Annotated in this window: 11 protein-coding genes; 5 read left to right on the forward strand and 6 right to left on the reverse strand. The window is 75.1% G+C overall.

Annotated features, from left to right (window positions below; translation table 11 throughout):
• Position 1: 1 nt before the first annotated feature.
• Positions 2-1,027, reverse strand: coding sequence for an iron chelate uptake ABC transporter family permease subunit (locus tag ABZS80_RS17795; RefSeq protein WP_355057045.1), 1,026 nt, complete (start codon positions 1,025-1,027; stop codon positions 2-4).
• Entirely contained in the window at positions 1,024-2,055 is a 1,032-nt protein-coding gene (locus ABZS80_RS17800) for an iron chelate uptake ABC transporter family permease subunit (RefSeq protein WP_355057194.1), read from the reverse strand. The genes ABZS80_RS17795 and ABZS80_RS17800 overlap by 4 nt, the downstream gene beginning before the upstream one ends.
• A 112-nt stretch (positions 2,056-2,167) precedes the next feature.
• Here ABZS80_RS17800 and ABZS80_RS17805 point away from each other — a divergent pair, with 112 nt between their 5' ends.
• From ABZS80_RS17805 to ABZS80_RS17815, 3 genes are all read left to right on the forward strand, one after another.
• On the forward strand, positions 2,168-3,205 hold the full coding sequence (locus ABZS80_RS17805) for an ABC transporter substrate-binding protein (protein ID WP_355057046.1): 1,038 nt from the start codon (positions 2,168-2,170) through the stop codon (positions 3,203-3,205).
• A complete protein-coding gene (locus ABZS80_RS17810) occupies positions 3,202-4,038 on the forward strand; it encodes a siderophore-interacting protein (protein ID WP_355057048.1) in 837 nt (278 codons plus the stop codon). The genes ABZS80_RS17805 and ABZS80_RS17810 overlap by 4 nt, the downstream gene beginning before the upstream one ends.
• Positions 4,039-4,436: 398 nt before the next feature.
• Positions 4,437-4,589, forward strand: a complete 153-nt coding sequence (locus ABZS80_RS17815) for a hypothetical protein (protein WP_355057050.1) — start codon at positions 4,437-4,439, stop codon at positions 4,587-4,589.
• A 35-nt stretch (positions 4,590-4,624) separates the two neighbouring features.
• Here the strand turns inward: ABZS80_RS17815 and ABZS80_RS17820 are convergent, their stop codons facing one another.
• On the reverse strand, positions 4,625-5,659 hold the full coding sequence (locus tag ABZS80_RS17820; protein WP_355057052.1) for an alpha/beta hydrolase: 1,035 nt from the start codon (positions 5,657-5,659) through the stop codon (positions 4,625-4,627).
• 147 nt (positions 5,660-5,806) lie between these two features.
• On the opposite strand from ABZS80_RS17820, the gene ABZS80_RS17825 reads away from it, so the two are divergent.
• Both ABZS80_RS17825 and ABZS80_RS17830 read left to right on the forward strand, forming a co-directional pair.
• Positions 5,807-5,986 (forward strand): hypothetical protein, encoded by a 180-nt coding sequence (locus ABZS80_RS17825; RefSeq protein ID WP_355057054.1) that lies wholly within the window; start codon positions 5,807-5,809, stop codon positions 5,984-5,986.
• A gap of 25 nt (positions 5,987-6,011) precedes the next feature.
• Positions 6,012-7,853: an HEXXH motif domain-containing protein gene (locus ABZS80_RS17830; RefSeq protein WP_355057056.1), complete on the forward strand. Its 1,842-nt coding sequence runs from the start codon at positions 6,012-6,014 to the stop codon at positions 7,851-7,853.
• Positions 7,854-7,907: 54 nt separating this feature from the next.
• Here the strand turns inward: ABZS80_RS17830 and fxsT are convergent, their stop codons facing one another.
• From fxsT to ABZS80_RS17845, 3 genes are read right to left on the reverse strand one after another with little or no spacing between them, the layout of a single operon-like run.
• A complete protein-coding gene (fxsT, locus tag ABZS80_RS17835; RefSeq protein WP_355057058.1) occupies positions 7,908-11,882 on the reverse strand; it encodes an FxSxx-COOH system tetratricopeptide repeat protein in 3,975 nt (1,324 codons plus the stop codon).
• Positions 11,879-12,907, reverse strand: coding sequence for an ATP-binding protein (locus ABZS80_RS17840; RefSeq protein WP_355057060.1), 1,029 nt, complete (start codon positions 12,905-12,907; stop codon positions 11,879-11,881). The genes fxsT and ABZS80_RS17840 overlap by 4 nt, the downstream gene beginning before the upstream one ends.
• Positions 12,904-14,391 carry a hypothetical protein gene (locus ABZS80_RS17845; RefSeq protein WP_355057062.1) on the reverse strand — a complete coding sequence of 496 codons (1,488 nt, stop codon included), beginning with the start codon at positions 14,389-14,391 and terminating at the stop codon, positions 12,904-12,906. Before ABZS80_RS17845 ends, ABZS80_RS17840 begins: the two co-directional genes overlap by 4 nt.
• Positions 14,392-14,464: the final 73 nt, after the last annotated feature.

Genomic DNA, 14,464 nt, shown 5'->3' on the forward strand with positions numbered 1-14,464 from the left:
GTCATCGCCGGCTTCCGCGTTCACCGGCGAGCAGCCAGGCGAGGTAGCCGCCGCCGAGTACGCCGGTGACGACGCCGACGGGCAGTTGCCGGCCGGCCACCGCGTGCTGGGCGAGCTGGTCGGCGGCGAGCAGGAGGGCCGCGCCGACGACGGCCGACGGCAGCAGGTTCGGCCCGGGCGCGCGGGTGAGCCGGCGGGCCAGGTGCGGCGCGGTCAGCGCCAGGAAGGACACCGGCCCGGCGGCCGCCGCGGCGGCCGAGACCAGCAGCACGGCCGAGCCGAGCGCGGCCGTCCGGACCCGGCGCACCGGCACGCCGAGCCCGGCCGCGGAGTCGTCGCCCATCTCCAGCAGCCGCAGCGCGGGGGCGCGGGCGAGCAGCACGGCGGGCAGCAGCACCGCGAGCGCGCCGAGCACCGGCAGGGCGTTCGCCCAGCCCCGCCCGTCCAGGCTGCCGGTGATCCAGAGCGCGGCGCGGGCGGCGTCCATCAGCGGGGCGCGGGTGAGCAGCCAGCCGTTGACGCCGGTGAGGATCGCGGTGACGCCGATGCCCACCAGCACCAGCCGGTGCCCGCCGACGCCGTGCCGGCCGGCCAGCGCGTAGAGCAGCAGGCCGGTGGCCAGCCCCCCGGCGGCGGCGGCCCCGGCCAGCGCGGCGCTGCCGCCGCCGGCCACCACCACGGTCAGCGCGCCGGTGGCGGCGCCGGAGGTGACCCCGAGGACGTCGGGGCTGCCCAGCGGGTTGCGGGTCAGGGACTGGAACACCGCGCCGGCCAGGCCGAGGGCGGCGCCGGCCGCCAGGGCCGTGGCCAGCCGGGGCAGCCGCAGTTCGGTGACGATGAACCGGTCGGCGGGGCTGCCGCCGCCGGCCAGCACGCGCAGCACGTCGGCCGGGGCGATCGGATAGTCGCCGGCGCCGACGGCCAGCACGGCGAGGCCGAGGGCGAGCAGCGTGCCGGCCAGGCCGACGACGAGGGCGCGGGGGCGCAGGCGCAGCGACAGCCCGCCGGGAAGGCGCAGCACGATCACAGCCGGCCCACCCGTCCGCGCCGGACCAGGTGCAGGAAGAGCGGACCGCCGAGCACGGCGGTGACCAGGCCGACCTGGAGTTCGCCGGGGCGGCCCAGCAGCCGGCCGGCCACGTCGGCGGTGAGCAGCAGCGCCGGTGCGAACACGGCGCACCAGGGCAGCAGCCGGCGCGGGTCGGGCCCGGTGAGGGCGCGTACGAGGTGCGGGGCGAGCAGGCCGACGAAGACGATCGGCCCGCACGCGGCGGTGGCCGCCCCGCAGAGCAGCGTGACGGCGACGATCACCGCGCCCCGGACCAGGCCGGGCCGGGCGCCGAGCGCCCGGGCGGAGTCGTCGCCGAGGGCCAGGGCGGCCAGCGGGCGGGTCACCAGCAGGGCGATCACCAGCCCGGCCAGGACGAACGGCAGCAGGCTCGGCAGGGTGTCGGTGCGCGCGGCGGCGAGGGAGCCGACGGTCCAGAACCGCATGCGCTCCAGCGAGGTGCTGTCGACCAGCATCATGGCGCTGACGTAGGAGTAGAGGGCCGCGTTGAGCGCCGCGCCGGCCAGGGCCAGCCGGGCGGGGGTGGCCTGCCGGCCGCCGGCGATGGCGTGCACGGCGACGGTCACCGCGGCGGCGCCGAGCAGCGCGTACCAGACCTGCTGGTCGAGGTCGGCGACACCGAGCAGCGCGGTGGCGGTGGCCACCGCGGCCGAGGCGCCCGCGTTGATGCCGAGCAGGCCGGGGTCGGCGAGCGGGTTGCGGGTCAGCGTCTGCATGGCCGCGCCGGCGACGCCGAGCGCCGCGCCGGCGGCAAGGCCGAGCAGGGTGCGGGGCAGCCGTCCCTGGTGCACCACGGCGTACTCGGGGGAGGCCGGGTCGGTGAGGCCGTGCCACACGTCGGCGAGGGAGAGCGGCTTCGCGCCGAGGGCGAGGCTGAGCACGGCCACCGCGGCGAGCAGCAGCACGCCGAGGGCGAGCCCGCCGGCCCGAAGCCGGCGGCGGCCGGTCGCCGGGGCGGCGACGGCGCCGCTTCGGGGTGGGGTGATGACGGACAGCGTGGGCTCCGGGGGCAGGAAGGGCCTTGACGGGGACGTGGGTTAGGTTAGCCTAACCTCGCTGTCCATGGTCGTTCGCAGACCCGTACCGAAAGACTTCGCCATGCCCGACATCGCGTCCAGCCGCCGGCTCTCCCGCCGTGGCCTCCTCGCCGCCGCCGGTGCCGCCGGCCTCGGCGCCCTCCTCGCCGGCTGCGGCAAGGACGGCGACGACGCCGCCACCAGCGCCGGCCCGACCGGCGGCCCCTGGTCGTTCACCGACGACCGGCAGCAGAAGGTCGACGCCGCAGCCCGACCGTCCCGGATCGTCGCCTTCACCGGGGTGGCCGCCGCCCTGGTCGACTTCGGACTCGACACGCAGATCGTCGGCGTGTTCGGCGAGACGAAGAAGGCCGACGGCAGCAAGGAGCCGCAGGCCGGCGACCTGAACGTCGAGCAGGTCGAGATCCTCGGCAACGCCTGGGGCGAGTTCAACCTGGAGAAGTACGCCGGGCTCCGGCCCGACCTGCTGGTCACCCACATGTACGACCCGGGCGCGCTCTGGTACGTCCCGGACGAGAGCAAGGCGAAGATCCTCCCGCTGGCACCGAGCGTCGCCATCACCACCGCGCGCGTGCCGATGACCAGGCCGATCGAGCGGTACGCCGAACTCGCCCGCTCCCTCGGCGCCGACCTCGACGCGAAGAAGGTCACCGACGCGAAGGCCCGGTTCACCGCCGCCGCCGAGGCGGTCCGCCAGGCGGTCAAGGCGAACCCGGGGATCAGGGTGATGGCCGCCTCCGGCAGCCCCGACCTGTTCTACGTCTCCAACCCCAAGGTCAGCACCGACCTCATGTACTTCGCCGAACTCGGCGTCGACATCGTGGTGCCGACCAAGCTCGAACAGGGCGACTACTTCGAGGCGCTGAGCTGGGAGAACACCGCCAAGTTCCCGGCCGACCTGATCCTGCTCGACAACCGCCCCACCGCCCTGCAGCCCAAGGATCTCGCCGCCAAGCCCACCTGGGCGCAGCTGCCCGCGGTGAAGGCCAACCAGGTCACCCCGTGGGACGCGGTGCCCCGCTTCTCGTACGCCGGCGCCGCCCCGCTGCTGGAGAACCTGGCCACCGCCATCCGGGCCGCGAAGAAGGTCAGCGCGTGACCACCGCGGTCGCCCTGCGCTACCGGTTCTACGCCGCCCGGGTGGCCGCCACCCGGGCGGTGGGCGACTGCCTGGTCCGGGTCACCTTCGGCGGCGACGACCTCGGCGAGTTCGCGGGCGGCGGCCGCGACCAGAGCGTCTCGGTCTTCCTGCCGCACCCCGGCCAGGACGCCCCGGTCGTCCCGGTCGGGGCGGGGGAGGACTGGTACGCGGCCTGGCAGGCCCTGGACCCCGCCGTCCGGGCCGTGATGCGGTCCTACACGATCCGCGCGCAGCGCCCGGAGCTCGGCGAGCTGGACATCGACTTCGTCCGGCACGGTGACACCGGCCCGGCCACCCGCTGGGCCGGCCGGGCCCGGCCGGGTGACCAGGTGCTGGTGCTCGGCCCGGCCGTGCCCGACGAGCGCACCGTGCGCTTCCAGCCGCCCACCGGCGCCGACTCCGTGCTGCTGGTCGCCGACGAGACCGCGCTGCCGGCCGTCGGCGGGATCCTCGACTGGCTGCCCGCCGGCACCCCGGTCCGGGCCTTCGTCGAGGTCCCCACGGCCGGCGACATCCAGCCGCTGCCCAGCGCCGCCCGCGCCGAGGTGACCTGGCTGGTCCGGGGCGCCACCACACCGGGCAGCAGCCTGCTGGCCGACACGCTGCGCGGCGCCCGGCTGCCCGGCGCCGCCCCGTACGCCTGGATCGCCGGCGAGGCCGGCATGGTCCGGTCGGTCCGCCGGCACCTGGTGGGCGAGCGAGGGCTGGACCGCCGCCGGGTCACCTTCGCCGGCTACTGGCGGCGCGGCGCGTCGGAGGAGGACCTCCGGGCCGAGGCCGCGAGCGCCTGACCGGCCCGGCGGCGGGACCGCAGCGCCACGGGGGTTAATACTCCAACGTCACTTGGCTTCGGCGTTGGGCGGGGCGTGGGTATGAGGACGGCCATCGCGTTGATCATCGATGGTTTGTGAGGACGAACGCAGAACGCAAGACCTTCTGGTCGTTGGCCGAACGCGCTGGTCACGCCGATCCGTAGGCGATGCAGCGACTGCTGCGGACGGCGCGCCCGCGCCCGGGCTGTACCGCCGGTGGCGCCCGGACCGCCGGGGCCCGCCGTGACCGAGGTGGTGGCCGCCGCCCGCCTGCAGGCGCAGGAGGCGTACGAGCGGCTGCGCCGGTACTTCATCGTCGCCCTCCAGGCCGGCCTCGGGGCCGGGCTGTCCTGCCGGAGATCGCCCGGTCGCAGGCGTTGCACGCCGCCGAGGCGGCCCACCGGGCCCGGACGCAGGACCTCGGCTTCTCCGGCGCCATCGTCGCCTCGCAGATCTTCATCGTGGTCGGCGAGCTGCTCCAGGCGTCTGGCCTGATCAAGGACGAGGCGGACCGGATGGCCGGGGTCTGAGCCGCGCCCGCGCCGGCGCCACCGGCGGGTGACCGTCACGGGCAGCCGGGACCGTCGAGCGCGGCGAGCCGGCCCTGCACGTCGGCCAGGACCGGATGCCCCGGCACCAGCAGGGCGAGGGCCTCGCCGAACGCCCGTCCCGGGCACAGGTGCCGGTACGCCCACAGCGTGCCGGTCACCCCGATCAGCTCCAGCCGGGCCGGGCCGCCGCGCGGCAACTGCGCCTGCACCGGCGGCGGCAGCTGCGCGTACACCTGGGCCCGGAACGTCGGATCGGCCATTCCCGGCACGGCCAGCAGCAGGTCCACCAGCTCGCCGTACTCCTGCGGGGTGGGCGGGTCGGCGGGTGCGCGCGGTGCGGGCACGCCACCCCCGGCCGGCCGGTCCTCGGACGCGGCCAGGGCCAGCAGGGCCTGGCGCAGCACCACGTACGACCGGTGCCCGGGCGATTCAGGCTGGACGATGCTGGAATGGTCCCCGGGGATCACCCCGGCGTCCGGAAAGACGCTGCGTGCGGACGCCGGCGGCACCACCCCGTCGCTCTCGCCCGCGAAGGTCAGCACCCGCAGCGGCGGCTCCGGGGCGTGCACGATCCGGTGCAGCACCACGCGCTGCGCGTCGAGCACGGCAGCGTTGAGCGGACGCAGTTCCCGCTCCTGCGGGTTGTTGCGGACCAACAGCCGGCGCGCCGGAAGGCCCAGGTCCGAACCGGCGCTCGGGCAGGCGTACATGACCACCAGGCGGATCCGGGCGAGCTCGTCGCCGCCGTCGGCGAGCATCCTGGCCAGCGCCCGCTGCACCACCAGACCGCCCTGGCTGTGCGAGACCAGCACGAGCCGGGCCCGGTCCGCCAGGTCGTGGCGTAGGAACGTGCGCAGGCTGTCGGCCACCTCGTCGAAGGTCGGCACCTGCCGCAGCGGATGGACCGAAAACAGCGACGTCGCGTACGTGAACGCGTGTGTCTCGAACGCGCCGAGCGCCTCGTCGCGGCGGATCAGGCCGCGGAAGTTCGACCAGACCCGCGCCGAGGACAGGAATCCGTGTACGAACACCACCGCGGTCCCGGCCACGGACCGAACCTAGCACCGGAGGCCGGCGCCGTCCTCCACAGCGGACGCGCGGGCGGTCCCCATCGTCGAATTCGCGACCACGCCACGTGGCGTTTCTTCGGCCTGCCGAGCGCTGCGGAGCCCCGGCACTATGGATAATGACTCCCCGTGAATCAACCGTTCGCTGTCGACGTCGACTCGGAACTCGTCGACCTCGCGGGTGTGTCCCTCGACCGACTTCCCGAGCTTGACCAGGAGATTCTCGGTCCCGTCATGGGTCGGCTGCTCCGCCGTGTCGACGATCCCGAGAGCATCACCAGTGGTTACAATCCGCAACGTCTCGACTGATGACGCCAGCCTGCGTGGAGGGACCATGACCGTTGCGCAGCCGGTGGACGAGCCCGTCCGACACCGGCTCGACCACCGTCACTTCGCGGCCGTGGCGGTGGGCGGCGGGGACGCCGGGACCATCGAGGAGCTGCTGGCGGCCGAGCACAGCTGGCGGCTCCTTCAGCTGCGCGCCGTGCTCGATGCCGTGGCCGAGGCGCCGGAGGTGGCGGGCCCGTTGCCGCCGGTGGCCGACGCCTGGGCTCTGTTGGTGGCGGCCCAGCGGCGCGCCCCGGCCGAGGTCGACCGGCTGATTCTGCACCCCCACGTCGGCACCTGGGCGGGCTACGTGCTGCGGCGGCTGCGCGCCTCCACCGGCACGGCCGACGGTCCGCTGTGGGTGGACCTCGGGTACCTGCACGCCCTCGCGGCCGTCGCCGGGGTCCGCGCGGGCCTCGACTTCGCACTGCGAGTGCCGGTGCGCGACGGGTTCGTGGCGCTGCCCACGCTCGGCGGCGCCACCCTGCCGGCCACGGACCGATGGGCGGTCGCCGAGGTGACCGGCACCGACGGCGCGGCGGCCCTGGCGCTGGGCGGCTCCCGCGTGCGCTTCGAGGCCGCCGGCACCGGCAGCGAGGGCTGGTTCGCCCTGCCCACCGTCCGGGCCGAGGCCGGCGGGCACATCCTCGCGGTCACCCTCGACTTCCTCGACCCGTACCGGAACCTGCGCACCCCGACGCCGCCCGATCTGGACACGGTCGCGGCAATCGACCGGTGGCGGACGCTGCTCACCCAGGCGTGGGAGTTGCTCGTCCAGGTCTGTCCCGACCGGGCCGTGCCCATCGCTCGCGGCCTGTTCTCGGTGGTGCCGCAGCGCGCCGCGGAGCGGTTCCGCACGATGAGCGCCTCGGCCGGGGACGCCTTCGGCAGCATGCTCGTCTCGGAGCCTGAGGACGCCCCGGAACTCGCGGTCACCCTGGTGCACGAGTTCCAGCACATCAAGCTCGGCGGGCTGCTGCACCTCACGCCGCTGCTGACCGCGGAGCCCGCGCGTCGCCTGTACGCGCCGTGGCGGGACGACCCGCGTCCGCTGGGTGGCCTCGTCCAGGGCGTGTACGCCTTCGTCGGGATCACCGAGTTCTGGCGGGCGTACCGGACGATCGCCACCGGCGCCGCGCGGGCCGTGGCGCACTTCGAGTTCGCCCGCTGGCGGCAGCAGGTGTCCGCCACGCTGGACATGATGCGCACCCTGCCCGAGTTGACCGACGTCGGCCGGCATCTGCTCGATGGCCTGCACGCGACCGCCGAGACGTGGTGGCCGGAGCAGGTGCCCGCGGATGTCCTCGCCGCCGCGAAGGCCGCGGTCGCCGACCACCGGGCCCGGTGGCGGCTGCACCACCGGCGCCCCGATCCCGCGGTGGTGGACGCGTTCGCCGCGGCCTGGCGGGCCGGGGCGGCCCGACCCGACATCGACTACCCGGAACCGCCGGTGGAGGCGGACGGCGCGGCCCGCCGGCTCGACACCCGCGCGGTCCTGCTGCTGTGGCGGCTCACCGATCCCGAGGGTTTCGAACGGCTGCGCAAGGACCCGTCGGCAGTCGGCGCGCAGGTGTCCGGAGCCACCCCCGCCGACCTCGCCTATGTCGCGGGTGACCTGGCGCAGGCACACGCGCACTACCTCGCCGGGCTGGCGGCGGAGCCCGCGGACCCGGCGGCCTGGGCCGGGCTGGGCCTGACCACCGCCGCGCTCGACCCCGGCCCGGCCGCCGAGGCGCTGCGGGACCGCCCGGAACTCGTCCGGGCCGTGCACCGCCGGATCGGCCCGGGATCGGCGGTCGATCCCGTGGCCCTGGCCGCCTGGATCGTGCGGGCACCGACCCGGTCGTGAGCGCCGCGTCTCCGGCGGCCGGCGGCGCTCCCGCCGCGCCGCCGGGGGCGCCCGCTACAGCGGCATCGGGTCCAGGTCGCAGTCGCCCCGGACCGTGGCGTCCAGGCCCGCCCGGGTCGCCGGGTGGGCGTCGCCGAGGGTCTGGCGGAACTTCGGTTCGATCTCCGCGAGCAACTCCCGGCCCTCCGCCTCCCGGTCCAGCGCGATCAGGTCCATGGCCAGGTTGCCCAGCGTGATCAGCGTGGTCGGGTGCTCCGCCCCGAACACCCGCCGGGCCCGCTCGGTCGTCGCCTGGTCCACCTCGTACGCCGCCGCGTGTTCGCGGAGCACGAACAGGTCGTTGCCGAGATTGATCGAGGCGGCCAGCACCAGGGGATGGTCCGGACCGAGCCGCCGGGTGAGCACCGCCAGGCCCGCCTCGTTGACCGACCGGGCCAGGCGGGGTTCCCCACGTAGCCGGTGCACGATCGCCGCGTTCAACCCGGCCGCGACGGTGTACGGGTGCTCGTCGCCGAAGAGCTGACGGTACCGCTCGGTAATGTCCTCGCTGAGCCGGGCGGCGGTGGTCAGGTCACCGGTGGCGCGCAGGTCGACTGCCAGGCCGAACGCGGCGAGCAGGGTGTCGGGGTGGGCCTCACCGTAGCGGGCGGCGAAGCCGTCGCGTACCTCCTGGGACAGGGCGCGGGCGGTGGTGTGGTCGCCGGCCTTGCGCACCGCGGAGGCCAGCCGCCGCTTGGCGAGCAGGGTCTGCGTCTGCGCGCTGCCCCACACCAGAGGCAGCCGGTCCACGACGTTCTGCATCTCGGCCCGGGCGGGAAGGTACTCGCCCAGCTCCCGCCGGTCGATGATCAGGTTCAGGTGGGACTCAAGGGTCTGGGCGTGGTCCTCGCCGAACAGCAGCACCCGGTGCGCGTAGGTGGCGCGGTCGACCTCGAAGGCGCGCCGCATGTCGCCGGTCAGGCGCAGACTCACGGCGAGGTTGTGCGCGGCGTTGAGGGTGCTCGGGTCCTCTTCACCCAGCGCTGCCACGTGCCGGCGGTAGACGTCCTCGTCCACCTCCAGCGCCCGGGCGAACTCGCCGGCGATCCGCAGGTCGGCGGCCACCGCGCCGAGGGCGCTCAGCAACTCCTCGGTGTCCTCGGTGGTGGTGCGCTGGTGCGCCTCCAGGATCCGCGCGTTCAGCTCGGCCGCCTCGCCGTGCCGGCCCAGCTTGAACAGCATGAACCCGAGCCACTGCCCGATCTGGAGGGTCATTTGGTCGGCCTCGCCCAGCCGTTCCCGCCAGGTCTGGTACGCGTGCTGGGACAGCTCCAGCGACGCCTCCAGGTCACCCCACCAGTAGAGGTAGCGTGCCTCGTTGTAGACCAGCTGGTGCACCCAGCCCTGAGTGGACTCCACCGCGCCGGAAACCAGCACGTGCGGGTACAGGTCGGCGTAGCTGGGCCAGTTGGCCGGGGTGTCCGGGTCGTTGCGGTCGCCGGAGGCGAGCAGCCGGTGGGCGCTGGCGCGCATGGACGTCCGCTCCGCCTCGGTCATCCGGTCGAGCAGCACCGCCTGGATGAGCCGGTGCATCTGGATCGAGTTGGTGCGGTGGATGACCCGAGCCAGCGCGTACCGGTTGATGTCCCGGATCGCTCGGCCCAGCCGCATCGGGTCCCGCAGGGCCGGGTTCAGCTCGGCGTGGATGTCGGCGTTCTGCGCGCCGCTGAACAGGGTGCGGGGGATCGGCTCGGGGGCCAGGAAGGAGCAGACCTGCAGCAGCCGGAAGGCGGCCGGATTGGACACCACCAGCCGGTCCAGCGAGACGTTCCAGGCGGCCGCCACGGGCAGCTGGTAGTCCATCGGAGGGGCCTGTTCGAGCAGCTCGACCCGCTTCTCCTCGAACAGCCGCAGGTACTCCTCGGCCGGCATGCCCGTCTCGGCGCGCCAGGCCGCCGCCTGTTCCAGCGCCAGCGGCAGGTCACCGAGCGCCTCGGCCAGCTGGTCGGCCTGGTCGTCGGTGAGCTCCGGTCCGCGCCGCCGGAGCAGCTCGACGCTCTCGATCCGGCTGAAGACATCCACCTCGAGCGTGCGCGCCATGGTCGCCCACTGCGGGTTGCGCGACGTGATCATGATGTTGCCGGATCCGCCGGTCGGCAGGTAGGGCACCAGCGCCTCCGGGCTCTCCGCGTTGTCGAAGATAAGCAACCAGCGCGGGTACGGCCGACCCAGCCGCAGCGCCTCCTGCACGGCGAGGCGGGCGCTGCCCACGTCCGGGCCGGCGGTGAGGTTCATCCGGTGGGCCAGTTCCACCAGTGAGGCGCCGATCTGGGTGGCGCGCTCGGCGGGGATCCACCAGATCAGGTCGTACTCGCCCTGGTGCTGGTAGACGTATTCGACGGCCAGGTGTGACTTGCCCACCCCGCCCATGCCGTGCAGCGCGTGTGGCAGCACGGCCGTGGTGCCGCCCCTGATCTGCTGGTGCAGCAGGCGCAGCAGGTCGGCCCGGCCGGTGAAGTTCGGGTTCCGCGGCGGGATGTTGCCCCAGACGGCGGGGGTCCGGCCGGTGGGGGTGGCGTCCACGGGGGTCGACGACAATCCGGCTCCTTCAGTAGCACCGCTACGGTGGGCGTCGGCATCTTCGCCTCCCGCCATGATGACATTCGTGCCCGGCACTGCGGGAGTGTCGCGGACGTCGCGTTCGTCCGGCGTGTCCCGCTCGATCATGGCCTGCAGCCGGCGGGATCGGGCCAGGTAGCGGCCGGACAGCGCGCGCAGCACCGCCCGCTCGACGCGCCGCAGCGCGTCGCCGTCCGCGCCGGGCCGGGGGAGTGGCGCGCCGTCCGGGTCGGCCAGCACGCGGCCCCACCGCGCCAGCTCCGGCCGGGCCGGGCCGAGCCGCGCCGCCAGGGCCTGCCAGACCCGTACGGTGTCGGCGCGCCGACCGGTGGCCAGCAGCTCCTCCCGGACGCCGGGCACGAAGTCGAACCCCGGCCGGCCGGCGGCGTCCGGACGCGGTCGCACCAGCGGGCCGGTGAGCACCTCCGCCAGGTGCAGATCGGTCGCCTCCGGCACCACGTCGGACCGGACCACGCGGATCGCGTCCGGGTCCAGTGGGGCCGCGGCGAGGCAGGTGGCCAGCTGCAGGGCTGCCGGCGAGGCCCAGGAGACGAACTCGCGTACCGCCGCGGCCGGGTCCGGCTCCGCGCGGGCCGGCCGGTCCGGCTCCGCCGGCGGCCGGGCGTGCGTGAGGACGGCGGGCAGGTCGGTCCACCGCGGGTGCCGGCCGGCGATCAGGTCCACCCAGGCGGCGAGCCACCGGGGGCGCAGTTCCACCAGCGGCACGGGCACCGCGTCTTGGTCCACCGGCCCGTCGTCGGTGTCGGCCAACGCCCGCAACGGGTCCTGCTGCTGCCACCGCAGGCGGGAGTTCGGTACGCCGGCCCGCGGCGCCCACAGTCGCAGGCGCTGCGGGGCGAGCCCGCCCCGGTGCCACATCTGCTGCGGCAGCAGGTGGACCACCGCCACCGGCTGCCGTCGCGCCCAGGCGTGCAGGTGCGGCAGCGCCGCGCCGGTCCGCCAGGCCGGGGCGGCACCGTCGGAGAGCAGGAGGACGATCCGGTGCCGCCGCACCGCCGGCAGCCCGTCGGCGGCGGGCACGGCGGGGCCGTGCGGCGACCGCCGCAGCAGTACCTCCTCCGGTCGCGTCCCGCTGGTGGTGAGGTAACACACGCGTACGTCGTGGAAGGCCACGTGCCGGCGCAGCAGCGCGGCGAAGGTGCGCACCCGGGCGGACCAGACCGCCATCGAGGGGTGCTCGTCCCGGACGAGCACCACGTCCCACCGGGCCTGCGCCGCCCGGTGGAACACCGGCCACACCAGACCGGCGGCGGCCTGGGCGGCGGTGCTCTCCTCGTCGTACGCGAAGAGCTCGCGCGCCGAGACCAGCCGTCGGAACGGGCGCAGCACCTCGGCGAGCGACTCGCTGCCGGCGGCCGCGGCGCCGGGGGCCGGCGTGCCGCCCTCGGTGAGCCGGGCCGGCAGCGTCATTCCGGATCCGCCGTCGGACCGCCCCGCCACAGCACCCGGGCCAGGCGGTCCCAGTCGGCGGCCTCACCGGCCGGGCCGGCCGAAGCCAGGTGCACCGCGTCCAGCAGTTGGTCCAGGGTGGGCGCGTCCGGCCCGCGCTGCCGGTCCAGGAACGCGTGGACCAGCCCGGCCGCGGCCGGCGGGCGGTCCGGGAAGTGGGCGTCCACCACCCGCAGCAGGGTCGCCTCGTCCGGTTCGGTGATCCGCAGCCGCAGGCAGTGCCGCAGGAAGGCCGGCGGGAAGACCCGGTCCTCGGTGCAGGTCATCACCACGAGCGGGAACTCGTGGCAGCGGACGCGGCCGCCCCGCACCGTCGCCCGGCCGCCCGGGTCGGCGGTGTGCACGGTCACCTCCGGATTCCGCCGGGCGGCCCGGACCAGTTCGGGGATCTCGAATCCGCCGTCGTCGAAGACGGTGCGCAGTTGCTGGGGCAGCTCGATGTCGCTCTGGTCGAGCTCGTCAACGAGCAGCACCCGTGGGGTGCGGTAGGGCAGCAGCGCGGTGCCCAGCGGCCCCAGGGTGAGGTGCTCGCCGAGGTCGACCGCCCGGGCGTCGTCGCGGCCGTCGTGGGCCTGGGCCGCCCGTACCCGGCCGAGCGGGTCGTGCTGGTACAGCCCGGCGCGGACGGTGTCGTGGGTGGTCACCGGCCAGCGCAGCACCCGGCCCAGGCGCAGTTCCCGGGCGATCCGGTAGGCCAGGCTCGACCGGCCGGAGCCGGCCCGACCGGTGACCAGCAACGGCCGGCGCAGCAGCAGCGCGGCGTTGACCACGTCCACCTCGCGCGGGTCCGGTCGCTCGGCCGGCACCGCCCGGCCGAGCCGCCGCTGCAGGTCCGGATCCTCCGCCGGCGCGGGCGGTTCGTCCGGCCCGCCGTCGAAGGCGCGCCAGCGCGGCGGCGCGGGCCAGCGCGCGTCCCGCTCGTCGGGGTCGATCGGCTCGCCGGTACCCCGGTAGACCCGCCAGCCGGAGCCGCCCGGCGCGGTCACGCCGGCCGCCCGGCGGCGCCCCCGGGCCGGTCCAGCTCCGGGGTGCGGTCCGGGTCGTCCCAGAGCACCACCAGATTGCGGCCGGTGTGCCGGTCGGCGTGCGGCGGTTCCAAGGCCAGCGCGGCGAGCCGCGAGTGGCGGGCCTGCACCGGGAGACGCGCGATGCGTCCGTCGGAGGTCATGTCCCGGATCTCCTCCCAGAATTCGGTGTCGGACGGGCGGGTGCGATGCCAGACGATCACCGGCAGCCCCGCCCGGAGGGCGGTCATCACTTCCTTGAAACCGAGCGGGTTCGCCGCGGTGGGAGCCTGACTCAGCAGCAGGGTCGACCAGCGCTGGTCGGCGGTCAGCTCGGCCTCGAGCCGGGTGAGATAGGCGGATCCGTCGGGCTGGCTGCGGTACAGCCGGCTGCTCGCCGGTTCCGACTGGAGGCGGTCCCACCGGCGCCGCCAGGCCCGGTGCCACTCGGGCTGGCGCAGCCGGTTGAGGCTGCGGACGACGACCGGGTAGTCCATCGCCAGCACCTTCTGCTCCAGGTGCACGCTGGCCGGCTCCTTGCGCCACCAGGCGACGTCCTCGTTGAGCAGCTCCACCGGCAGGACCAGTTCGACGGCCACGTCGGCGCGCCGGTCGGCCCACTCGACCTCCATCTGGTGCACGATCCGCTCCACCGTCGCTTCGAGCTCGTCGTACGCGACGTCGGTGAACTGACCGCGACGCCGGGAGTGCCACCCGTCCGCGCCGCGCCACTGCCGGTAGTGCGACACCGTGTGGACCGTGCTGCCCGGCGCCAGGTCCGGCTCGATCTGGATCACCAGGTACACGTACGGCTCGGGGGCCTCGGTGCCGGCGTTGACCGCCGCCCGCCGCAGGTCCAGGTCCTCGGTCAGTTCGAGGAGGGTGGCCGCGCGCCGGTTGCGGTGCCGGATCAGGCGGGCGGTGGCCGGGTCGACCTCGTGTTCGAGCAGGACCAGGAAGAGCATGTTCGGCGGCAGCCCGCGCGGTGGCGCGTTCTGCCCGGTGAGGTAGACGAAGACATCCCACGCGCTAAGGCACCAGTGCGGCGGGATGGACAGCTTGTGCTCGCTGGCCCGCTGGTAGAGCCAGCCGAGCGAGTCGAGGCGCTGGCCGGACAGCGCGGGGCGCAGCTCGGTCCAGTCCTCGGCGGTCAGCAGGTCGATCGCGTCGACCTCGCAGCGCAGCCGGTGCAGCGGTGTGAGCTGCGCCGCGGCCGGCTCGAAGAGGGCGACGACCTCGATGAGGGTCGGCAGGTCACCGAGGCAGGCGCCGGCGATCTCGATGCTCTGGTCGCGGGGGTTGGCGAAGTCGTTGACCCCACGGTCGTACAGCCGTTCCCGCAGCTTCTCCACCATCAGCTGACGACTGTTGGGTTGCTGGAGCAGGCGCATGCCGGACAGCACGTCGACCAGTTCATCCTCGATGCGGCGTCGCTCCGCTTCACCGTTGGACGGGAGCTGCGTCATGGGCCATCCGGTCTGTCACGCGGTGGGTGCCGAGGGTCGTCCGGCCGCGGCCCGCCGGCCGCGGCGGACGTCC

This window comes from Micromonospora sp. NPDC005305, from assembly GCF_040607315.1.
Classification (GTDB): domain Bacteria; phylum Actinomycetota; class Actinomycetes; order Mycobacteriales; family Micromonosporaceae; genus Micromonospora.

What these genes read in the sequence shown, in the direction of transcription:
- ABZS80_RS17805 (WP_355057046.1), top strand. Translation starts at nt 2,168, where the DNA reads ATGCCCGACATCGCGTCCAGCCGCCGGCTCTCCCGCCGTGGCCTCCTC.
- ABZS80_RS17830 (WP_355057056.1), top strand. Translation starts at nt 6,012, where the DNA reads ATGACCGTTGCGCAGCCGGTGGACGAGCCCGTCCGACACCGGCTCGAC.
- fxsT (WP_355057058.1), bottom strand. Translation starts at nt 11,882, where the DNA reads ATGACGCTGCCGGCCCGGCTCACCGAGGGCGGCACGCCGGCCCCCGGC.
- ABZS80_RS17845 (WP_355057062.1), bottom strand. Translation starts at nt 14,391, where the DNA reads ATGACGCAGCTCCCGTCCAACGGTGAAGCGGAGCGACGCCGCATCGAG.